We start from the raw sequence: 20,837 nt of genomic DNA, 5'->3' as shown, positions 1-20,837 counted from the left end.
AAGAGGGTGAACAAACTGCACGAAACTGCCCCTCTTGGCAATGTATTGATAGTTGGTGCAGGGCCAGCGGGTATTCATGTTGCCGTAGATCTGTCTAAAGGTTGGTGTTGCCGTCTGGGTCTGACCAACCGCAAGGGAATTCATGCGGAACGACTGCAACAAGAGCTTGATCAATATTCTTTCCAGCTTTGCACGGAAGTACTGGTTGAGCGAGCCAAGCATCTCTCAGCGACAGCCCGATTGGACCAGTTTTATGCAGGATTCGACACCATTGAAGATGATTGGCATACCATCGTTCTATGTGTTCCCAGCCACAGTTACGTTGAGGTCATTCGTGAATTGAAGCTGGATCAGCGAATTCAGCTTGAACGAATTATTCTGATATCACCAGGAATAGGCTCTAATATTCTAGTGAAGGAAAGCCTTGGCCAGTCTCGCGATCTTATAGAGGTGATTAGCTTCTCAACATACTATGCAGCGACAAAGTTCCCCCCAGCTGCATCCACTCTCCTAAAATCGATTGTCAAAGGCCTGAAAAGGAAGATATACATCGGTTCCAGCCAGGCAAACAGCAGCATGTTGTTTATACTTCAGGATTATATGTCCAGCCTCGGCATTGAAGCTGAACGTACATCACATCCAATCGAGGCAGAAAGCAGAAGTATTACGACTTATGTCCATCCACCGTTGTTCCTAAATTCATTTTCTTTACAAGAAATTTTCAGCCTCACTCGCTCCAGCAAGTATATGTACAAGCTATATCCGGAAGGACCCATTACACCAGATGCCATCCGTAGTATGGTGAGACTGTGGAAGGAAATTTCCAGTATCCTTGTGAAGTTTGGAGCGGAACCGGTGAATCTGCTGAAATTTATGAATGATGACAACTATCCCGTACAGGAGCAAACGCTCTCCAGATTAGACATCGAGGGATTTGTTCAGTTCGAGGATATTCACCAAGAGTACTTATTATATATTAGGTATGCGTCTCTCCTTATTGATCCATTCTCTATCCCTGACGAACAGGGTCAATACCGTCCATTCGCAGCTGTACCTTACCAACAGGTGAGTCGAGATCAAGCGGGCAGATGGGTTATTCCTCGTGTTCCTTATGAAGATTACAGAAGATTGAAGCTGTTATACCTTGTCGGGCAAGCATTTCACCTTCCTATGCCCCAAGCCAAGACGTTAATTGTAAACTTTGAAAAGCATTTAGGAAAATTTATGGAGGAACAAGGAACGGAAGCATTTCTTCCTGATCTCATCAATGACAGCACATGGGATGAAGCAGAAGTGATTATCAGAGAAATGCAAACGATAAACTTAAAGGATAGAGAGGATGTTTTCAAATCATGAGTTTATGGATTCGATCTAAGCGCAGTACTGTCTTCTTAGGTTTTATATTGATGTTATGTCTGTCCATCGTTCTATTCGGTTGCACACAAGACAAGGTGGGGAATACTTCTTCCGGGTCACCCAGTGAGACAAACAATTCCAGTTCATCTGCATCCAAACATGTCACTATCATACATAGTCTTCCCAATGATACGCTTGATCCGCATAATACGTGGATTGCTTTGCGCGCTGGTATAACAGAAACATTGCTGCGTCTTGATGAGAATATGGAGATCACTCCTTGGCTGGCATCTGACTGGGAAGCCAAAGACGAACGGACTTGGATCTTCACGATTCGGGAAGGTATCAAATTCCAGGATGGTTCCCTTCTCAATGCTGAAGCTGTAAAAGCGTCATTCGAGAGAGGTATTACTGACAGTAAAGCACTAGACGCTGCGCTGAAAATTGATTCGATCGAGGCAAGTGGACAGAAGCTTCAGATAACAACAAGAGAACCTTACCCTGCGTTCCCAACGGAACTTGTACATCCGACCACCAGCATTATCAGTGTAGCTGCGGAGGACAGTATGGGCAAAGTGGCATTTAACAGTGCCCCAGTAGGAACGGGTCCATTCATGGTGACTAGCTTTACCTCAGGCAGTGAAATACGCCTTACACGTTTCGACGACTACTGGGATGGAAAGCCAAAGTTAAACGAAGCTACATTCAAGTTTAACGCAGATGCCAATGTCAGAACACTCGCCTACCAGTCGAAGCAAGCGGACATTGTATTTCACTTATCTCCAGAGATGCTCGTCTCCATTGATGCTGACAGCGAGCTGGATGTTAACTCCGTTACGAGCTTGAGAACACACTATTTCACCTATAACCCAGCCAGTTCTAAGGTTAGCGACATTCACGTTCGTCAAGCACTCGATAAACTCATTGATCGGGATGCGATTGTTCAGGATATTATGCTCGGCCATGCATCACCAGCCAATGGGCCGTTTAATGCCTCACTTTCTTTTGGCAATAAAGAGGGCTACCAGAAAGTAGATGAAGCAGGCGCACTTCAGTTATTGGAAAACGCAGGGTACAGTAAGGATTCAGATGGCAAGCTCCAGAAGGACGGGAAGCCGCTAACATTGAAGCTTATCGCTTTTACCGGAGTTAACCCTGAACTGCCGCTGATCCCTCAGGTGGTTCAGTCTGAAGCGGCTAAAGCAGGGATCACCATTGAGATCGTTTCTGTGGAATATCCCGAAGTCTACATCGCAGATCATACGGATTGGGACATCTCTACTACCAGTTACTTAACTTCACCAAGGGGAGACGGGGGTTCTTTCCTGAACTCCGCATACGTTCCGGGAGGTTCATATAATCCTGCCAACATTGAAGTGAAAGAACTTAAGCCCATTTTGAAGGAACTTAATGAGACAGGTGACACAGAGAAGCGAAACCAACTCACACAACAGGCGGTCACTATGATCAACAAAGCTATGCCTCACTCCTATATTATCAATCCCAACATCCTGGTAGGGTTGAACAATCGGGTAACCGGGTGGAAACCGGGACCAGAGGAGTTTTACATTTTAACGCATACACTGGATGTGAAGTGATATGTTACTGCAGTTGTTTTCACGAATGATTCAGCTAATTTTTGTTCTTTTAATGCTAAGTATCGCTACGTTCCTGCTGATGAAGATGGCCCCAGGTGATCCGGTGCTCACGATATTAAAGGCCAGTGAGGGAGCGGTCTCCCAATTGGATCAGGAGCAGGTGAGGGAACAACTCGGGTTGAATCTGCCGTTGATTCAACAGTATGGTCTCTGGCTTTGGAGTGTCCTGCAGCTCGACTTAGGAAGGTCTTTGGTTAACAATCGGGCCGTTTGGGACCTGATGATGGATAGACTTCCCGCTACCATTAACCTAACTGCAGGTGCTGTTATCGTGCTGTTACTCGTATCCGTACCGCTTGGAGTTGTAGCTGCAAAATATAAAGGAAAATGGCCCGATCACCTTAGCCGTTTATTTGCGCTAATCGGCGCTTCCATCCCCAGCTTCTGGCTTGGATTGTTGTTAGTTTATGCCTTTGCCTTCAAGTTGAACTGGCTGCCTACGATGGGAAGCGGTGACATTAGACATCTCATTCTGCCATCGATTACGCTGGGGTTTGTTATGGCCCCCGAGTACATTCGGCTGCTCCGGTCCGGAATACTCGATGCGTTATCTCAAGAGTATGTTCGTGCCGCTCGCGCTAGAGGGATCGCCGAATGGAGGATCCTTGCCAAACATGCTCTACGCGCTGCCTTGCTTCCGGTCATGACGATTTTCGGAATGAGTCTGAGTGGACTTCTGGCGGGCTCTGTTGTGACAGAGACTCTTTTTGCATGGCCGGGCCTGGGCAGCATGGTCATGGAGGCAATTATTCAACGGAATTATCCTGTTATTCAGGGTTACGTTCTTCTTACAGGTGTTTTTGTTGTAACGGCCAATATACTTGTGGACCTTAGCTACAGACTGCTCGATCCCAGAATTCGTGCCAAAAGGGGGCGCGGTGTATGAAAAGAATATCTCTTCTCCAGAGTATAACCCCTTACGAAAGTCGACAACTTCGCTCCAATCCACTGGTATGGATGGGTGCAGGCATCATTCTGGTTTTTATTCTCGTCGCTCTCATTGGACCCTGGATCGTGCCAAACGATCCATTGCTGGTTAACATGTCAGATCGTTTACTTCCTCCCAGTGCTCAGTTCCCACTAGGTACAGACCATCTGGGCAGATGCATATTATCTCGTATTATCGAAGGGACGCGCACCACGATGAGTACGTCTTTTCTGGTGCTGCTTACGGTCATCCTGATTGGTGTGCCTCTCGGTATGTTATCTGGATTTTGGGGTGGACGCCTGGACACTTTGCTGATGAGATTCGTTGATGGCATAGGTGCAGTACCTGAATTTTTGCTCGCTGTTGCCGTTGCCGGTTTCCTGGGACCCGGTCTTCTGCATGTCATGCTGGCTGTTGCGTGTGTGAAATGGATTACTTATGCAAGATTGGTACGAAGTATTATCCTTCTGGAGAAGGAAAAGGATTATGTCAAGGCAGCTGTTGTAGCAGGCAGCGGGATGTGGACCATTCTATATCGTCATTTAGTAAGACAAGTCATGTCTCCACTTGCTGTCATGACTGCGCTTGATGTAGGCCGATTTATTCTGCTAATATCCATGCTTTCGTTTCTTGGTCTAGGCGTGCAGCCTCCTGCTCCAGAATGGGGAGCAATGCTGAATGAGGGACGCTCATATTTCCAGGCTGCTCCGCAGCTGATGATTTATCCGGGCGTGTGTATTCTAATCGTTGTGTTTAGTTGTAACCTGATCAGTGATGGCATACGGGATCACCTGGATGTGCGCAATCGCTAATGAAATTTAATGTGGATGGGAGGGTTAGTAGTGAAGAAATTACAAGAAGGACATCCCGTCCTTAAGGTAAATCAGCTGGCGATAAGTGTCTTGAATAAAGGGAGTATCCACAGCATTACGGAGGACATTACGTTCGAAATTCATATCGGAGAAACACTGGCCATTGTTGGAGAAAGCGGAAGCGGTAAAAGCATTACAGCGAGTGCCATAGCAAGCCTCTTGGCCAGACCGCTCACCGTTACTCATGGACAGATTCTTTTTCAGGGGACAAATCTGTTAGAAGCCCCGGCCCGATACGTAAAATCGTTGCGAGGCCAAGCAATTGGATGCGTATTTCAGGATTATCGAGGCAGCTTCACACCTTTCATAAAAGTGGGCCATCAACTGGTGGAAGTCATTCGCACACATGCTCAGGTCACACATGCGGAAGCGAAAAAAATGGCCATGGACTGGCTGCATCGAGTGAAACTCCCAGCAGAACGCTCATTTCGGAGTTATCCTTATCAGTTGAGTGGAGGGCAATTACAGCGCATTGCGCTTGCTGCCGCTTTAATGCTGAAGCCGGCTCTGCTGGTTGCAGATGAACCAATCACTGCGCTGGATGTCATCACAGGAAGAGCTATTATGGACTTAATGGAGGATCTCCAGCGTGAAGTCGGCTGTGCAATTCTTTTGATCTCCCATGATTTGAGGCAGGTCATCAAGCGTTCACATCGGATCGCAGTGATGCAAAATGGTCGTCTTGTGGAAACGGGAAGCCGCGATCAGATTCGGGATGACCCCCAACATCCGTATACGCAAGCGCTGTTGCGGGCTTGTCCCCGAATCACTCGCAAGCATGGTCCCCATATACAAGAAACGGGAATGTGGAGGTAATGGATAATGGAATCATTGCTGAATGTTTCTAATCTGGTTAAAACGTATGGACATGGCAAGGATGCTGTTCATGCGGTCCGTCAGATGTCCTTCACTATACAGAAAGGGGAATGCGTGGGACTTGTAGGCGAGAGCGGCAGTGGCAAAAGTTCGCTTGCACGTTTACTCCTTGCGTTGGAAAGGCCGGATCGTGGAGATATATGTCTGAATGGGAACTCACTTGTACATGCAAAAAAGAACTTACTCAGAAATATGAGGCAGCACATACAGGTTGTATTTCAGGACAGTAATACGTCCTTGAATGATCGATTACCTGTTTGGCGATCCATGCTGGAACCTCTCGATAATTTTCCTGAAGTTAAACCATCCTTTCTTGCGAATGTAAGGCATACCAGACGTGAAACAGCAGTAAAGCTGCTGGATATGGTGGGACTCGGCCCGGAACATCTGGATCGTTACCCCCATGAACTCAGTGGAGGACAACGTCAGCGGGTCGCGATTGCAAGAGGCATCAGTCTCAGGCCACAGTTGCTTATCTGTGATGAACCCACTTCCAGCCTGGATGTTACGGTGCAAGATCATATTCTCCAGCTGTTAAAACAATTGCAAATAGATCTGGAGATGTCATTCTTGTTCATTTCTCATGATATTGCAGCCGTTTATCAGATGAGCAATCGAATCATCGTCATGAAGGATGGGGAAATCGTAGATGAGTTTGCGAGTGAGCTAATCGGTGAGCCTGAACGGCATGAGTATACGAAGTGCCTGTTATCAGCGGCATACGATCTGGAGTAATATGTTGAGTTTATATAATCTACGATGAAAGAGGTTCTCATGAAAAATGGTGTATGGTTAGCTTTGTTCTCATCGTTGGTATTTAGTGTGATGAATGTTCTGGTGAAGGAGGTTAGTGGAACGATTCCACCAGCGGAGATTGCATTCTTCCGTGGATTGATCGGAACCATCCTGATCCTTGTGTTGATGCGTTCCAAACAGATCTCTTTTTCCAGATCAGGAATTCCCATGCTGGCATTAAGAGGTGTGCTGGGCGGTTTGTACATGCTTGCCTATTTTTTCACCTTGTCCAGAATCCCTTTGACGGATGCAAGCATACTCGCACAGATGTCTCCCGTATTTGTGATCGTGCTGTCCGTTATTTTCTTAAAAGAGAAGCTTTCCCGAAGAACTCTGGGCATACTGCCCTTTATCTTCCTGGGTGCTGCTCTCCTTGTTAAGCCACATGAGTATTCCAGTTATTCAGTTTATGCTTTGGTAGGAATACTGAGTGCTGTCTTTTCAGCAGCCGCCGGAATCTCCATTCGTTATTTGAGCAAAATACATCCATCCTATGAAATTGTATTTTATTTTGTGGCAACATCGACACTGGTGGCGTTGCCCTTTATGTGGCAGCAATTTGTCATTCCAAATTTGTTGCAGTCAGCATACCTGCTGGCTATAGGTGTGGTTTCACTGCTTGGACAAGTGTTCCTGACTCGGGCATTTACGCATGAGAGTGCTATTGTGGTTCAAGTTGTCAGTTATTTCGGTCTTGTACTGAATGGATTGTTTGGTTTTATATTTTGGCAAGAGATTCCGGACATGTTGACCGTGATCGGTGGTGTGATCATTGTTGCGGGATGTATCGCTTTATCAAGTCGAAGGGTCTCGGCTAAAGCGCGCTAGACTCTGCCCATTTATTTTGTATGAAGGAGGTTCTTAATTTGAACGAACAGTCGCTATATGAGGTGTGGTGGCAACATCCGGGTGAAGGGGAGCAGGGGATGGAGGATGATCATATTCCACACTGGAAGAGAGTGCTCGGTTTCATACCGGAAGAGAATCTGGAAGATTGCAGTGTCCTTGATTTTGGCTGTAACCAGGGAGGGTTTTTAAGACTTCTATATGAGTTACGCCCTTTCAAAGAAGGAGTTGGAACAGATCTTGCACGACAGTCTATTGAAATTGCGAACCAGCGCAAGGGAGGACTGCCGCTTGAATTTCATGCTACCGGGCAGCCTGAACAGTTTGTGCATCGTTTTGATTTTGCATTTAGTCTTGCTGTGCTATATTTGATTCCAAATCTGGATGATCATGCGTTGAAGATCAAATCCTGTCTCAAACCTGGCGGAGTCTATTATGCAACCTTTGCCGATTACACAAGCAATCCCAGTTTGCCCGCAATACGAGAGCGCATTAATAGCAATGCGGTTATTCCGATGCAGGATCACAACCTGGATACTATAACCCAAGCGTTCATGCAGGCAGGATTTCAGGTGAGCGTTCGCCGCATGCTGCCAGCAGGCTTTGTTGATCTTTCCCATGGGAAGAAGTGGTATAACCGGGTAGTAGATCAATTACAATTTGCGTATGAACAATCCTATTTATTCCGATTTGTAGCACCACAAGCGTAATATACGCTTCAATGAACTACTGCCCCCAACTGAACAATAGAAATAAAGAGGGCTCAAATAATTTCGAGCCCTCTTACATATTTCTAAAAAGCATTAGTGCGGGGATATGAGCAGGGCCATGCAAATCAGAAAATGTAAAAAATCAAACCCTTGCCCTCGGCAGCGGTTTCGCCGTAGAAACGACGTATCTCATTAAAATGCTGCAGCATGAAGGCAAAGAACTCGTCCTCATCCTCGACTGAAACCATGCCAGGCTCAAGAGGATATACCTCTTCCTTGATCATGGTCGGGAAATCGTATCGCGATCGGAGCTGCTCTTCATTCAGCTCAGAGATCTTCTGGTGCGCTTCTGCAACTTGATCGGCACGTAAGGAGAACGCCCCGAATGAACCAAAGTCGATGCCTCGCTCTGTCGTTATGGGAACAACATAGCTAAGTGGGGGCTCACCTTCGGCTATATCTCCACATAGCAAATAGTGAATCGCCTCCCAAGCTCTATCAATATCCAGTCCGGGATAATCTTTTATGTTTAAACTCTTCAATTCAATCTCGCCTGCATCGATTTGCTGCACCAGTTTGTCATCCAGAGCAAAGTAATAACCGTACATTCCCATCTTGGCATCCTTCTCTCCATTTTTAGTATTGACTCTACTACACTATCTAAATGTAACATCTGGAAATTGTTCATTTCAAGGAATATTGGATATAATCGACATTATTTAATCCCTAATATATGGAAATATGATATTCTTAATAGAAAATACTACAGGGAGAGAGAGCCAGATGTCGGATTATGATGAACTAGCGGAACAAAGACGCAAAAATTTAAAACTCATTCATTTTAGCAAAGAAGATCAATCGCTTGTGGAGTCGGAGAAACCTAAAGAGACGTTTGCCGACGTCGGAGGCCTGGAAGAGGTTAAGAAAAAAATTAGAATGAACTTCATAATGCCCTTGAAGCAGCCGGAAGTATTTGCCGCATACGGCAAACAAGCTGGAGGAAGCCTGCTCTTGTTCGGGCCTCCTGGATGTGGCAAAACGTTCTTGGCGCGTGCTGTGGCAGGTGAGATCAATGCTAATTTTTTTCATGTCGAGCTTCAGTCGATTCTTTCCATGTATTCCGGCCAGAGCGAGCATAACCTACACGATATATTCGAAAAAGCGCGGGAGAGCAAGCCGTGCGTTCTTTTCATAGATGAAATCGATGCCCTTGGCGGCAGCCGTCATCAAATGCGCCAGCATCATGATCGCATGCTCGTTAATCAATTATTGTTGGAGCTTGACGGTCTGCAAGCGGAGAATGATAACGTATTTGTCATCGGCGCAACCAATACACCCTGGTATCTGGATTCCGCATTGAGACGTCCTGGACGGTTTAACCATCTTGTTTTTGTACCGCCGCCTGAAGAGTCAGAGCGGCAAACCATTCTCGAACTGAAGCTTTCAGGCAAGCCTCTGGGTACGCTGAACCTGTCCAAAATAGCTGCAGAGACGAAGCTTTATTCCGGAGCCGACTTAGAGCAGCTGGTTAAGGATGCTGTGGAATCAGCGATGGAACGAACTTTTGAGAAGGGTGAGATCCAGCCGATTACTCAGGATGACTTAAAACGATCGGCCAAAGGGCGGAAGGCAACGACCCTCGACTGGTTCGCTACGGCAAAGAATTATGCGACATTCAGTGATTCAAACCGCGATTATCAAATCGTGTTGGATTACATTAAGAAGCATGGCGTCAAGTCATAATTGTATCAGGAGGGAAATAGCAGGTGGAGAACATACATGATTACACCGCATATGCTAAGGCGCAGCAGCTCATCGAATGGAGGCGGTATAAAGAAGCATTACAGGAAGCTGAGCAGCTGCTTAGACAAGAACCGGAGGACCCGGATGTCTTTGCGTTAATCTCACAAATTCACCTCTTTATGAACGAATATGACAAAGCACTCTATTGGTCGAATCAGGCGCTTAGTCGAGAACCGGAGCAGCAGCTGGCATGGTTCGTGCGGGTTAGTGTTTACTACGCTACGGATAAAGATCGGGCTTTCCAAGAAGCTGTGCAGGAAGCATTAAGAATAGATCCCTATGAGCCTCATTATTATTATCTGCAAGCCAATATGTATAACACTAAAGGCAGACCAAACCAAGCGAAGACGGCAATTTCGCATGCACTTGAATTGCGTCCGGAATCACCGCTATATTTGGCCCTATTAAGCTATACAGAAGCATTGCTGAGAAACTATGAGGATTCTGCCAGCTTGGAAAGAGTCGCACTTAATAATAATATGGAATCATGTGAAGTATATTTTTTTCTCGGTATGGCAGCTGGCCAGCGCGGGGAATACAAGCTGAAAGAGACGTATATGAGGAATGCTGTTCGCTTGGATCCGGACGACAAACAGTATCAGAATGAATATTTAGAGGCGCTTCAGCATAACCAAATCTTATTTAAAATCATTTTATGGCCAATAAAATTTTTGCGAAAAATGAAGGCTTGGCAGATTCTGCTCACCTGGATGGTGGCGGTGCTATTATTTAGGCCGTTGGTAATCCTGTTTATCGTGTTGTATGTACTCTCACATTGGGTAACCAAAGCCATTGTGCATGTCAAAGTATTCGGCTGGGGACGCAGAGGAGTATAAGCTCCTATATATGAGAAATAAATTCTAATATTTTGTGCTGTTAAATGGCATCAGAAGAGAATAATATACAGTCTTTTAAAGTCGCGAATAACGCGGCTTTTTTTATTTCAAACGATGAAGGGATATCGCTGTGGGATCGTCAAAGTATAATCATGGACGATATAGATGATGTTTTAACGCTGCCAGCTTATAAAAAAGTTTATTTTTTACTGAACCTTTTTCTCCCCGGGAGCGAATTAAGAGTTGTAACACGTTCAGGAGGGGCCCCCATGAATGATAAAGATTTATTTCAGTGGCTTGAAAAAGCTGCGACGGGCGATGAGTCAGCCTTTCAGCTTGTCTATCAGGCGACTCACCAAGACGTCTATCGGACGGTTGCTTTTCTCGTCTACAACAAACAGGATATTGAAGATATCGTGAATGAAGTTTACATGCATATGTGGCGCTCGATTGACAAGTACGACCATAACCGGCCATTTCGATTTTGGTTGCACGGGATTACGGTGCGGCTTGTCCAGGATTGGAAAAGAAAGGCCTGGCGGCGAATTCGTATCTTTGAACGAAACCGCCAGTTAACTTGTGAACAGTTTGAGTGGACGGATAAAGCTGTCCTGCAGTCAGAAATGCAGCATGAGCTGTTCAGCCTTGTCCGCCAGCTGTCGTACAAACTGCGCGTGGTCGTCATCCTGCGCTATTTTCACGATTATGCTCTCGAAGAAATCGCAGACATTCTGCAGATCCCCGTCGGCACAGTGAAATCCAGACATCATCTGGCAATCAAAGAACTTCGGAAACGATTCGAGATGACGGGAGGAGAATCGTATGTCCATTGAAAAGGAATTGCAAGAAGAGCTTCGTCAGGTGGCCGATTCGATGCACTATCCATCCGATTTACATGGGCGTGTAAGTCAGTCCTATCAACACTATGTGAGTAATAAGAGAGGTAGATCTCCAATGAAAAAACGCATGATCGCAGGTATTATCGCAGCAGTAATCCTGATTCCGTCAGCCGTATTTGCTTCTTCCTATCTAGCCGATGAAATATTCGGTTCCGTTAAGACTATGGAACAGCACGGCGGATCGCAGGAAAGCTATGACGAGATCGAGGGAATGCTTCAAGCAGCAAAGAGCAAGCTCACCGAAGAGGAATTCGAGGAATTTATGGACCTATTCAAGCAGATGGTGCAATTAAAGCTGAAGATGACCGATGAAAAAGGAATTAAACATATGGATAAGCTAACCAAAGAAGAACAGCAGCAGTTTGAGCAGCTCCTCCCAAAGCTGGCCCCGCTCTTCGAGAAAATTAACGGAACAGCGAACCCGTAGGAATAAGAAGAGGGACCCAATCGATGTGAAATGGGTCCCTTTTTCTCGTTATTGTTACTTATATACATAATCCCCAAAAAGCTCAGTTAATATATCCTCATTTACCTTTAGCGACCCAAACCATCCTGCCCAGGGCATTTCCATATCCGATCGTCCTTTGGTGCTATTTAAGTAATCCTCGTTCGCAGCAATATCTCCATAATTTGTCCGTGCATCTCTTTTGGCTTATTGCAGGATGTCCATTCAGAGCAAGCATCCTCTCTCTTTATCGGAAAGGGTATGTTCAGAGTAAATAGAAACCAATCGTTCTCGATCATATTCATAATTATTAACATGATAAAGTTTCTTGCGAATCGATTCCTGTTTCTATATATAAATTTCTGGAAATCAGTGCAAAGGGACTTGATTTTCGTTACATAAAGATTTATCATTGACCCATCAACTATTGATGGGTCAATCAAAAGGAGGTTTTTATCATCTCTAGATGTCATACAGACGACCTGCTGTATTTGCTATTGCATTTAAACAAGCATATTGCGACCCGGTTTGAACGCTGTGCTGGGGTTAGTCCCAATCGACTTGAACTTCTGTGCAAACTGACGGGTGGCCAAATTAGCCAATCGGATCTGCAGAAAGCAGTGTCTATTGATCCAGCTGCTGTAACTCGCCATGTTCAGCAATTGGAAGCCGAAGGAATCCTTCAGCGAACCCGATGTGAGAGCGACAATCGGATTACGTTAGTTCAGCTAACCGAAGAGGGCAAAGATAAAGTAGCCATGTTTAAAGCGGAGAAAGATCGTTTCCTGGAGGAACTGCAGGTAGACCTCACAGAATCAGAACGACTTGGGTTAATTCAAGCTCTTCAGAAGCTAAACAACCAGATACATCGAATGAAAGATACAAGTAAGACCAATTCATGATAGAGAATAGGAGAGAATACCATGACTGTAACATCCTTAAACAATGATTATAAAGAAATTATTACTTCTCGGCGCTCTGTACGTGTGTATGATCCCGCGGTCAAAATTAGCCGTGAGGAAATGACTGAAATATTGGAAGAAGCGACATTGGCACCATCATCCGTTAATCTTCAGCCTTGGAGATTTCTTGTCATTGATAGCCCAGAAGGTAAATCGACGCTTGAAGAGCTTGCACCAGGCAACAAAACGCAAGTTACAACTTCTTCGGCAGTCATTGCTGTTTTCGGTGATATGAATGCATTTGACAATGCAGACGAGATCATGAGTTCTGCTGTAGAGAAAGGATTCTTACCGCAAGAGATCAAAGAGCAAATTATGGCGAACTATACGGATCTTTTTGGACGTATGCCAGCACGAGCTTTTCGCGAAATGATTCTTATTGACAGTGGTCTGGTATCCATGCAGCTTATGCTTTCTGCTCGTGCCCATGGATATGATACAAACCCGATTGGCGGATATGACAAATCCCGAATTGCAGAAGCATTTGGTATGGAGAAGGATCGTTATGTCCCGGTTATGCTTATATCTGTAGGTAAAGCTGCTAAAGAGGCACGTAGAACTACTCGTCTGCCTATTGATCGTATTGCGGAGTGGAAGTGAGGATATGACAATGATTATTATTCATGCAGAAATGAAAATCAACCCGGTAGTAGAAGCGGAGTTTCTGGAGACCGTACAAGAACTAATTGAGTCATCCCGCGCGGAAGCAGGGAATGTATCGTATAAGCTCATGAAGGATACCGACCAGGAAAACACATATCTGATGGTCGAACAGTGGAAAGACCAAGATGCAGTAGCAGCTCACAATGCAAGCAGCCATTTCCAGGCGTTCGTAGCAAAAGCTCCAAAATACTTGACAGCCCCTTTACATGCTGAGGCTTTTGTAGGTCAACCCATCAGCAAATAATAACAGTTCATATTCCGGCAAGTCGGACGACATGATCATATATGCTTAAGAAGTCGCGGAAATCCGGGGCTTTTTTTATGTTGACGTATGATCTTGTTTAGAGTCTTAGAGTGGGAGACGAATGTGAGTTTAAGCACCGATTTCTTAAGTGGATATGTGATACAATCAAACAAGTTTGACTTTCAATATGACAAGATAACAGGAGTGAAATAATGTATGAAAAAGGTTTTGCTCATAGCTTCAGCTTTATTACTGAGTCTGGTATCAGTAGCTTGTAACAACGATAACAGTGCATCGAATGATGCGGAGCCACAGGATATTAAAGAAAAAGTCCATATGTATAGTGTTGGTACCTTTGAGGATGTCAGTGCATCCATTACATCACATGAACTCATTGTGACGGATAAGGGGAACAAGACTTCTTATGACCTTCCAAAGGATGAGTTCTTTGTTTCCATTGCACCGTTTATTGAAAGTACACATGAATGTGCGATCCACAGCTTAACGGGGTGCCAAGGTGAATTGGCAGCCAAAAACTTCGATGTGTATATTCAGGATGAAGAAGGTACTGTAGTCATGGATGAGAAGATTACTTCTTTGGAGAATGGTTTTATTGATCTATGGTTACCACGGGATCGGAAATATCAAGTGAAAATTATGTATGATGGAAAAACAGCAGAATCTGAAATCGCTACTTTTAAAGATAACAATACTTGTATCACAACGATGCAACTTACATAACATGCCATATAAAAAAGCCTGAACATTGNGCGCGTGCCGGTACTCAATCGGCGCGCGCTGTTTGAGTTTTGCCTGAAAGCGCTGGTAGTTATAAAAATAAACATAATCTTCAACGGCTTGATGTACCTCTTCTTCTGTTTTACACTGAAGGAGGTACAACTTTTCCGTTTTAAGATGCGAGAAAAAGGATTCGATGCATGCATTATCCAGGCAGGTTGCTTTGCGAGAGTGGCTGCCTTTAATGCAGAATTCTTTCAATCGTGTGTTGTACGCCTCAGACGTGTATTGGAAGCCTTGATCCGAATGGAGCACGGCTTCTGAGACGTCTCTTTTTTGTGTCCACTGTTCGACGGTGTTAAGTACAAGTTCAACATCATTACGTCTAGAGATTTGCCAAGTTACAATTTCATTATTAAATAGATCTTGAATGACAGACAAATAATGAAAGTTTGTTCCGTCAGAAATATAGGTAATATCCGTCACCATTTTTTGTCCCGGGGCCGTAGCATGAAATTGACGTTTGAGTCGGTTAGGGTACACCACGGATGGTGTATAACTGGATGATTTTCGTTTCTTTCGAATCACGGACTGAATCGACAGTTCTTTCATCAAACGCCATACNATCCCCTCTAAGTTAAGCTCGATTCTCATGATAACATGAGGCTTTTTTCGAGTGTCTACTTTGAGGGGATAATACCAACATTCAGGCTTTTTTGTTTTAGCAGTGTAAATTCGCGCTGATAATTGATTAGAGAAGAGCATCCTACACATTTGATTTTTTTCGTTTTATTCCTTGGAAGATCAGCATACACCCCATTAAGAAAAATAAAATATTGACTGAACTCAAGGGCTGGTTTCCTAAAAAACCTTTGACTATTAGATAAGATTGGATAACCAAGATAATGGATGCGTAGAGAAAGTACATATTGGATTTGTCTTTGAATTTTCGGCCAAGCAACCTAATTATCATGGTAAATGCAATAGCATAGATGGAGATGATCCCAACAAAGATAAGAGCTAAGATCGATAAGTTCATAAAATCAGCCCCCTTTATATTTGTGGTTCATTATAACATATCATGCTGGATTAGAATTGACTCATCCTTTGTTAGTTGAAGAAATTCCACAATGGTTATCCACAAATCGTCCCGGGAGGGGAATCCTGAATTCTTTTAACTTGATCCGTACCACCAAATGATATATATTGATTTAATATCGACATTACAGCAGGTCTAAAAAGGAGGAGCCATGTCACCACGTACCAAAGAACAAAATGAAGCAATCCGGGTAATGCGGATGAATCAAATTATGCGAGCGGCTGCTGAAGTATATTTGGAGAAGGGCATCCAATTGGAAATACGCGATGTTTCGGTCAAGGCTGAGCTCGGCTATGGTACCGTTTATCATTACTACAAGAATAAATATATGCTTTTGGAAGATCTACTATGGGATGCCCTGAATCAAACGGAGTCGGCCGTACAGCCCGCATTGACGGGGGACGGCAGCAGTTTGCATAAAGCTGAGTCATTCTCCAGGCTGCTCCTGCAGAAGTGTACACAGGATCCTGCTGTATTTATATTACTTAAAACGGTTGCCGATAATTTTCACCACTTCCCGGGGAACCGGTTCAGCAAGCTGTCTGCCGAATTTCATGAACGGATCTTTTTGCCTTTAGTTCAATTGATTCGTGAAGGTATAAATCCCGTAAGCCCGGAGAAAATAGCGAATCTAATTTTTGGCTCGCTTATTGGCTGCACAGCGTTAAATATCCACCACAATATGCATAACGAGATGGATGTGGATGGAATCATCGATATGATTTTTTCAGGTATAAAGTATAAGGAGGGATGAATAGGATGGTCATCCTAAAATCCAAGGCGGAAATTGAAGAAATGAGAAGAGCCGGTCGAATTGTCGCAGCTTTTCATCAAGCATTAGCAGATATGATCCGGCCGGGTATCACAACGCTCGAAATTGAGTCGTTCGCAGTGCGGTTCTTGAAGGAGAATGGCGCCAAGGCTTATACGATAGGCTACAACGGTTATCCGTTTGCGACCTGTACGTCTGTCAACGACGTCATCGCGCATGGGTTTCCGAACCAGACTCCGCTCAAGGAAGGCGACATTGTTACAATTGACATCGTCGCGGAGGCGGATGGCTGGATCGGCGATTCAGCTTGGTCTTATGCAATCGGCGAGGTGTCGGAAGAAGCCCGCAAATTGATGCGGGTAACGAAAGAATGCTTAGACCTTGGTATCGAAAAAGCTCTGGTCGGAAACCGGATCGGCGATGTGATGCATACGGTGCAAACCCATGCCGAGCAAAACGGTTTCTCGGTCGTGCGTGATCTGCTCGGTCATGGTGTAGGAAGAGAAATGCATGAAGAACCTAATTATCCCCACATCGGGAAGCCGGGCAAGGGATTCCGCTTGAAGGAAGGGATGGTTCTCACGATCGAACCGATGCTAAATGCCGGAATAGCAACAATGAAGATTGACGCAGACGGATGGACCGCTAGGACCGCTGACGGCTCGCTTTCCGCACAGTACGAGCATACCATTGCTATTACGGCGGATGGCCCAATAATATTAACCGAGCAATAGATAATCACTCTTTACTAAAGGAAATGTCTGGCATCATTATACGGACTTAACCCTGCTAGCTGAAGCTAGCAGGGTTATTTATATTACACGTTAATGCTATACACGATAAACGGGCTTCATTGAGAGGAAAATCACAAGACATGTCTCCACCCAATGAGATTCATAAATCAAAATGCTTATTAACTTGGTGTTGACTTATGAAACATTTAGGAGTATATTTCTATGTGTAACCGGTTACCCTTTCTGAAAGCGGAGTGAAGATATGGCTTCAATAAAAGAAGTGGCTAAGCTTGCTGGCGTATCTGTTGCCACCGTATCCAGAGTACTAAATGACAAAGGATATGTGGGACAGCATACACGGGAAATGGTAGAGCAAGCGATTAAAGAATTGAACTATAAACCAAATGAGGTAGCTAGAAGTCTGTTCAAGAAACAGTCGAGTACGATTGGCTTAATCGTGCCGGATATCATGAATCCTTACTTTCCCGAGTTAGCTAGAGCTGTCGAAGATACGGCTTCCAAGTTTGGATACAATGTCATTCTATGCAACTCTGATGAAGATAAAGTGAAAGAACAAGCATACCTAGATATGTTACAGCAGAACTATGTAAACGGTATCATAGTTTCATCAAATACAATGACCGCTGAACAGGTTATTAAGCTGAATATCCCTGTGGTAAGTATTGACCGAGAGATTAGCAAAGGGCTTCCGACGATTGTAGTGGAGAACATGAAAGGGGCCCATACAGCTACTCGTTATCTGATAAGTAAAGGATGCAGCAGAATTGCACACATCAGAGGACCTCAGGGAGTAGTGAATGCGGACGAACGTTGTGAAGGCTATAGAGAAGTCGTTCAGCAGGAGTCATGGTTCAGCGAAAGCTACATTGTCGACGGAGATTATGACATGGAATCTTCGATCGAAGCAACGTTGGAACTTTTAAAGACCCACCCTGAGATTGATGGTATTTTTGCTGCGAATGATATTATGGCGATTGGCGCTATGAAGGCTGCTAACCAGCTTGGGACAAAGGTGCCTGACGAGCTCGCGATTGTTGGATTTGATGGAATTAAGTTATCTTCTGTAACGATTCCAGAATTAACGACCATTGTCCAGCCGATTTACGAAATGGGTGAAAAGGCGACAAAGATGTTAGTTAGTTTAATGAATCAGCAAGAAGTTGGGCAAACCTATTATAAATTTGATGTGGACCTTATAGAGAGAAATTCAACCTAAGGGGTAGATAGAGATGGATAAGAAACCAAAAATTACTGTTCTCGGAAGTATAAATATGGATTTGGTAACAATCACTTCTCAAGTGCCGAAGAGAGGGGAAACGCTCTTCGGCGAACATTTCCAAATGAATCCCGGAGGAAAGGGTGCCAATCAAGCAGTGGCTGCAGCCAAACTTGGAGCGCAAGTTCAACTGATTGGCTGTGTGGGAAATGACAGATTTGGTGAGGATATTGTAGCTCATTTACAAGAACAAGGTGTAGATGTGAGCAATGTGGAACCGGTTACAGATATAACTGCCACGGCTACAATTATCGTTTCTGATCAAGATAATAGTATTATTGTTGTCCCCGGAGCCAATAATTATGTAACGGCATCGTTTGTTGAATCCAAACGAGATGTGATTGCAGCAAGTGATATTTTAGTCCTTCAGTTGGAAATACCGTTAGAGGGTGTGCAAAAGGCAGTTCAAATTGCCAAAGAAAACGGAGTCAAGGTCATCCTAAATCCGGCACCGATCCAAGCACTACCGTCAGAGCTGCTTAAGGATGTTGATTATTTCACTCCAAATGAACATGAGCAGGAGCTGCTTAGAAAAAATCGAGCTGAAGAAGAGTTAGATGGTAAACTCATCGTCACAAAAGGCAGTCAAGGCGTTTGTATCTATGAAGATGGAGAGGAGGTCATCATACCTGCCTACAAAGTTGATGTTGTTGATACGACTGGAGCAGGTGACTCATTTAATGGCGGCTTAGCTCATGCACTAAGTAAAGGACTAAGTTTGAAAGATGCTTGTAAATACGGTAATGCAGTTGCTGCTTTATCAACGACTAAGCTTGGAGCCCAGACAGGAATGCCGACCAGCGCCGAGGTCGAAGAATTTATCAATAGCCAAAAATGATTCGTCCATAAAAAGCTATATATCATTTTACAGAATGCACACAAGATTTTAGCAGTCAAAGATTTTGTTTCAATGGGATCAGCTTGGCTGGATCCTCTTCAAGTAATTATCACTCAGTTTAAGCAGCCCCTTACTGCTGCTGGTTTTATTATTCTCCTCTTGGGAGGATATACAGCTTACATGTCATCGATTGGTGCGAATGAGGTTACTGTAAGCGCATTAACGAAGCCTATTTCAAAGATCAAATCCGTTTATGTTCTGGTTCCGCTTGTATATTTATTAGGTAATGCATTGTCACTCGTTATCCCAAGTGCTTCGAATTTGGCCATTATATTACTGGCAACACTGTACCCTATATTAAGAAAAGCGGGGATGTCGGCATTAACGACTGGAGCGGTTATCGCCACCTCAGCAACGATTGTTCCGACTCCGTTAGGAAGCGACAACGTAGCGATCGCGGAAGAATTAGCGAAACACGCTTCATTTGCAGGGTTAACAGTAACAGACTATGTATTTAAATATCATGCTTTGATTTCCATCCCGACTCAGCTTGTTATAGCGATTGTTCACTATTTCTGGCAGAAGAGAATGGATAAAAAAGCAGCTCTGCAGAATCAAGCAGGCGATGATCATGAGCATGTGGATGCGGGCAAGGTTGAAGAAATCACGGAAGACAAATTATTTAAAACCGTATATGCTACACTCCCAATCTTCCCAATTATTCTGTTGCTAGGTAATTACGCTGTTCAATTAACGACTGGCAAATCCATTGATATTAGCGTTGAGATTGCCACCCTAGTGTCCTTTGTTCTAGCTATTGTGTGTGAATTAATCAGACATAAAGGAAACAAGAGCGTTCTGGAAAAGACAGAAACTTTCTTTAAAGGAATGGGTGGAGCTGTTCCCATTGTAGCTCTTCTGGTAGCGGCATCCGTATTGTTACGGGCTTGAAATCGATTGGTTTGGTTGACGAGCTTCAATCCGCTATGCAAAGTATCCAAGGTAATGGATTAGACTTTATTCTCCCTCTTATCCTAGTAGCATTAACGGCTCTCATCGTGATATTGAGGGGTAGTGGTACTGCTCTGATCTTCGCCATGGTACCGCTCATCCTGCCATTGGCAGTGGTAGCTGGAATTAGCCCGATTGCTATTTCTGTACCACTCGGTCTGTCAGGCAATCTCTTCAGAGCGGTTTCACCAGTAGCAACAGTTATACTCATTGTTGCTGGAACGGTGAAGACAGATCCGATTGCCCTTGTAAAAAGAACATCGGTTCCGATGATTGCTGGCGTAGTGTTTATGTTCATATTATCTATGATCTTTTTCTTATAATCCGTATAGAAAAAGAATAAAATTCATAATAAATACAAAGAAGAGCAGGTGCATTTGAAGTTACCCCCGTCAAGTAGACAGTTATAATATAAGAGCACTAAGCAACCTTGGTTCGGTACTCCACCGGACTAA

24 protein-coding genes are annotated in these 20,837 nt (G+C 44.3%); 22 read left to right on the top strand and 2 right to left on the bottom strand.

The annotated features are described in order from the left end of the window. Positions 1–6 precede the first annotated feature (6 nt). Genes AM231_RS10070 through AM231_RS10035 form a run of 8 tightly spaced genes read left to right on the top strand, consistent with a single transcriptional unit; the run spans position 7 to position 8,041 of the window. Complete coding sequence (locus AM231_RS10070) at positions 7–1,356, top strand: opine metallophore biosynthesis dehydrogenase (protein ID WP_054402491.1); 1,350 nt, start codon at positions 7–9, stop codon at positions 1,354–1,356. Continuing rightward, on the top strand, positions 1,353–2,954 hold the full coding sequence (gene nikA, locus AM231_RS10065) for a nickel ABC transporter substrate-binding protein (RefSeq protein WP_054402490.1): 1,602 nt from the start codon (positions 1,353–1,355) through the stop codon (positions 2,952–2,954). The genes AM231_RS10070 and nikA overlap by 4 nt, the downstream gene beginning before the upstream one ends. 1 nt (position 2,955) lies before the next feature. Next, positions 2,956–3,900, top strand: a complete 945-nt coding sequence (nikB, locus tag AM231_RS10060; protein WP_054402489.1) for a nickel ABC transporter permease — start codon at positions 2,956–2,958, stop codon at positions 3,898–3,900. Then, the gene (nikC, locus tag AM231_RS10055) at positions 3,897–4,754 is read left to right on the top strand and encodes a nickel transporter permease (protein WP_054402488.1); all 858 of its coding nucleotides are present in this window, start codon (positions 3,897–3,899) and stop codon (positions 4,752–4,754) included. Before nikB ends, nikC begins: the two co-directional genes overlap by 4 nt. Before the next feature lie 30 nt (positions 4,755–4,784). Beyond that, positions 4,785–5,630: an ABC transporter ATP-binding protein gene (locus AM231_RS10050; protein ID WP_054402487.1), complete on the top strand. Its 846-nt coding sequence runs from the start codon at positions 4,785–4,787 to the stop codon at positions 5,628–5,630. Positions 5,631–5,636: 6 nt separating this feature from the next. Continuing rightward, positions 5,637–6,425, top strand: coding sequence for an ABC transporter ATP-binding protein (locus tag AM231_RS10045; protein WP_054402486.1), 789 nt, complete (start codon positions 5,637–5,639; stop codon positions 6,423–6,425). A 39-nt stretch (positions 6,426–6,464) separates the two neighbouring features. Continuing rightward, positions 6,465–7,313, top strand: coding sequence for a DMT family transporter (locus tag AM231_RS10040; RefSeq protein ID WP_106406062.1), 849 nt, complete (start codon positions 6,465–6,467; stop codon positions 7,311–7,313). 38 nt (positions 7,314–7,351) lie between these two features. Next, the gene (locus AM231_RS10035) at positions 7,352–8,041 is read left to right on the top strand and encodes a class I SAM-dependent methyltransferase (protein WP_054402484.1); all 690 of its coding nucleotides are present in this window, start codon (positions 7,352–7,354) and stop codon (positions 8,039–8,041) included. Between the two features lie 125 nt (positions 8,042–8,166). Here AM231_RS10035 and AM231_RS10030 read toward each other — a convergent pair whose 3' ends face one another. Then, positions 8,167–8,655, bottom strand: coding sequence for a YfbM family protein (locus tag AM231_RS10030; RefSeq protein ID WP_054402483.1), 489 nt, complete (start codon positions 8,653–8,655; stop codon positions 8,167–8,169). Positions 8,656–8,824: 169 nt separating this feature from the next. On the opposite strand from AM231_RS10030, the gene AM231_RS10025 reads away from it, so the two are divergent. From AM231_RS10025 to AM231_RS09985, 8 genes are all read left to right on the top strand, one after another. Then, positions 8,825–9,784, top strand: coding sequence for an ATP-binding protein (locus AM231_RS10025; protein WP_054402482.1), 960 nt, complete (start codon positions 8,825–8,827; stop codon positions 9,782–9,784). 23 nt (positions 9,785–9,807) lie between these two features. Continuing rightward, complete coding sequence (locus tag AM231_RS10020) at positions 9,808–10,680, top strand: tetratricopeptide repeat protein (RefSeq protein ID WP_054402481.1); 873 nt, start codon at positions 9,808–9,810, stop codon at positions 10,678–10,680. 269 nt (positions 10,681–10,949) lie between these two features. Then, positions 10,950–11,513: a sigma-70 family RNA polymerase sigma factor gene (locus tag AM231_RS10015; protein WP_054402480.1), complete on the top strand. Its 564-nt coding sequence runs from the start codon at positions 10,950–10,952 to the stop codon at positions 11,511–11,513. After that, positions 11,503–12,006: a DUF3600 domain-containing protein gene (locus AM231_RS10010; protein WP_054402479.1), complete on the top strand. Its 504-nt coding sequence runs from the start codon at positions 11,503–11,505 to the stop codon at positions 12,004–12,006. Before AM231_RS10015 ends, AM231_RS10010 begins: the two co-directional genes overlap by 11 nt. A gap of 515 nt (positions 12,007–12,521) precedes the next feature. Continuing rightward, positions 12,522–12,926 (top strand): MarR family winged helix-turn-helix transcriptional regulator, encoded by a 405-nt coding sequence (locus AM231_RS10000; protein WP_242615110.1) that lies wholly within the window; start codon positions 12,522–12,524, stop codon positions 12,924–12,926. 21 nt (positions 12,927–12,947) lie between these two features. Continuing rightward, a complete protein-coding gene (locus AM231_RS09995; protein ID WP_054402477.1) occupies positions 12,948–13,586 on the top strand; it encodes a nitroreductase family protein in 639 nt (212 codons plus the stop codon). 10 nt (positions 13,587–13,596) lie between these two features. Then, a complete protein-coding gene (locus AM231_RS09990; RefSeq protein ID WP_054403605.1) occupies positions 13,597–13,893 on the top strand; it encodes a putative quinol monooxygenase in 297 nt (98 codons plus the stop codon). Between the two features lie 216 nt (positions 13,894–14,109). Then, on the top strand, positions 14,110–14,634 hold the full coding sequence (locus tag AM231_RS09985; protein WP_054402476.1) for a CueP family metal-binding protein: 525 nt from the start codon (positions 14,110–14,112) through the stop codon (positions 14,632–14,634). A gap of 29 nt (positions 14,635–14,663) precedes the next feature. Here AM231_RS09985 and AM231_RS30440 read toward each other — a convergent pair. Next, a partial coding sequence (locus tag AM231_RS30440; protein WP_423212909.1) for an IS3 family transposase occupies positions 14,664–15,246 on the bottom strand: 583 nt, incomplete at its 3' end. 635 nt (positions 15,247–15,881) lie between these two features. Between AM231_RS30440 and AM231_RS09975 the strand changes: the two genes are divergently transcribed. From AM231_RS09975 to AM231_RS30210, 6 genes are all read left to right on the top strand, one after another. Continuing rightward, positions 15,882–16,484 carry a TetR/AcrR family transcriptional regulator gene (locus AM231_RS09975; RefSeq protein ID WP_054402474.1) on the top strand — a complete coding sequence of 201 codons (603 nt, stop codon included), beginning with the start codon at positions 15,882–15,884 and terminating at the stop codon, positions 16,482–16,484. A gap of 5 nt (positions 16,485–16,489) precedes the next feature. Beyond that, the gene (gene map / locus AM231_RS09970) at positions 16,490–17,236 is read left to right on the top strand and encodes a type I methionyl aminopeptidase (RefSeq protein ID WP_054402473.1); all 747 of its coding nucleotides are present in this window, start codon (positions 16,490–16,492) and stop codon (positions 17,234–17,236) included. Between the two features lie 262 nt (positions 17,237–17,498). After that, the gene (locus tag AM231_RS09965; protein WP_054402472.1) at positions 17,499–18,473 is read left to right on the top strand and encodes a LacI family DNA-binding transcriptional regulator; all 975 of its coding nucleotides are present in this window, start codon (positions 17,499–17,501) and stop codon (positions 18,471–18,473) included. A gap of 13 nt (positions 18,474–18,486) precedes the next feature. Next, on the top strand, positions 18,487–19,371 hold the full coding sequence (gene rbsK, locus AM231_RS09960) for a ribokinase (protein ID WP_054402471.1): 885 nt from the start codon (positions 18,487–18,489) through the stop codon (positions 19,369–19,371). Positions 19,372–19,443: 72 nt separating this feature from the next. After that, a complete protein-coding gene (gene dcuC / locus AM231_RS09955) occupies positions 19,444–20,322 on the top strand; it encodes a C4-dicarboxylate transporter DcuC (RefSeq protein ID WP_278044617.1) in 879 nt (292 codons plus the stop codon). Between the two features lie 35 nt (positions 20,323–20,357). Further along, complete coding sequence (locus AM231_RS30210; protein WP_341271605.1) at positions 20,358–20,705, top strand: hypothetical protein; 348 nt, start codon at positions 20,358–20,360, stop codon at positions 20,703–20,705. Positions 20,706–20,837: the final 132 nt, after the last annotated feature.

The organism is Paenibacillus solani, from assembly GCF_001277345.1.
GTDB lineage: Bacteria > Bacillota > Bacilli > Paenibacillales > Paenibacillaceae > Paenibacillus_AQ > Paenibacillus_AQ solani.
Note: the sequence above shows the minus strand (reverse complement) of the source record. Positions and strands in the feature narration are given on the sequence as shown.

Coding starts and splice junctions, on each gene's coding strand:
- AM231_RS10030 (WP_054402483.1), bottom strand. CDS start 8,655: ATGGGAATGTACGGTTATTACTTTGCTCTGGATGACAAACTGGTGCAG.
- AM231_RS30210 (WP_341271605.1), top strand. CDS start 20,358: ATGCAAAGTATCCAAGGTAATGGATTAGACTTTATTCTCCCTCTTATC.
- AM231_RS09995 (WP_054402477.1), top strand. CDS start 12,948: ATGACTGTAACATCCTTAAACAATGATTATAAAGAAATTATTACTTCT.
- dcuC (WP_278044617.1), top strand. CDS start 19,444: ATGGGATCAGCTTGGCTGGATCCTCTTCAAGTAATTATCACTCAGTTT.
- AM231_RS10010 (WP_054402479.1), top strand. CDS start 11,503: ATGTCCATTGAAAAGGAATTGCAAGAAGAGCTTCGTCAGGTGGCCGAT.
- AM231_RS09990 (WP_054403605.1), top strand. CDS start 13,597: ATGATTATTATTCATGCAGAAATGAAAATCAACCCGGTAGTAGAAGCG.
- rbsK (WP_054402471.1), top strand. CDS start 18,487: ATGGATAAGAAACCAAAAATTACTGTTCTCGGAAGTATAAATATGGAT.
- AM231_RS09985 (WP_054402476.1), top strand. CDS start 14,110: ATGAAAAAGGTTTTGCTCATAGCTTCAGCTTTATTACTGAGTCTGGTA.
- AM231_RS09975 (WP_054402474.1), top strand. CDS start 15,882: ATGTCACCACGTACCAAAGAACAAAATGAAGCAATCCGGGTAATGCGG.
- nikA (WP_054402490.1), top strand. CDS start 1,353: ATGAGTTTATGGATTCGATCTAAGCGCAGTACTGTCTTCTTAGGTTTT.
- AM231_RS10025 (WP_054402482.1), top strand. CDS start 8,825: ATGTCGGATTATGATGAACTAGCGGAACAAAGACGCAAAAATTTAAAA.
- nikB (WP_054402489.1), top strand. CDS start 2,956: ATGTTACTGCAGTTGTTTTCACGAATGATTCAGCTAATTTTTGTTCTT.
- AM231_RS10045 (WP_054402486.1), top strand. CDS start 5,637: ATGGAATCATTGCTGAATGTTTCTAATCTGGTTAAAACGTATGGACAT.
- AM231_RS10015 (WP_054402480.1), top strand. CDS start 10,950: ATGAATGATAAAGATTTATTTCAGTGGCTTGAAAAAGCTGCGACGGGC.
- map (WP_054402473.1), top strand. CDS start 16,490: ATGGTCATCCTAAAATCCAAGGCGGAAATTGAAGAAATGAGAAGAGCC.
- nikC (WP_054402488.1), top strand. CDS start 3,897: ATGAAAAGAATATCTCTTCTCCAGAGTATAACCCCTTACGAAAGTCGA.
- AM231_RS10040 (WP_106406062.1), top strand. CDS start 6,465: ATGAAAAATGGTGTATGGTTAGCTTTGTTCTCATCGTTGGTATTTAGT.
- AM231_RS09965 (WP_054402472.1), top strand. CDS start 17,499: ATGGCTTCAATAAAAGAAGTGGCTAAGCTTGCTGGCGTATCTGTTGCC.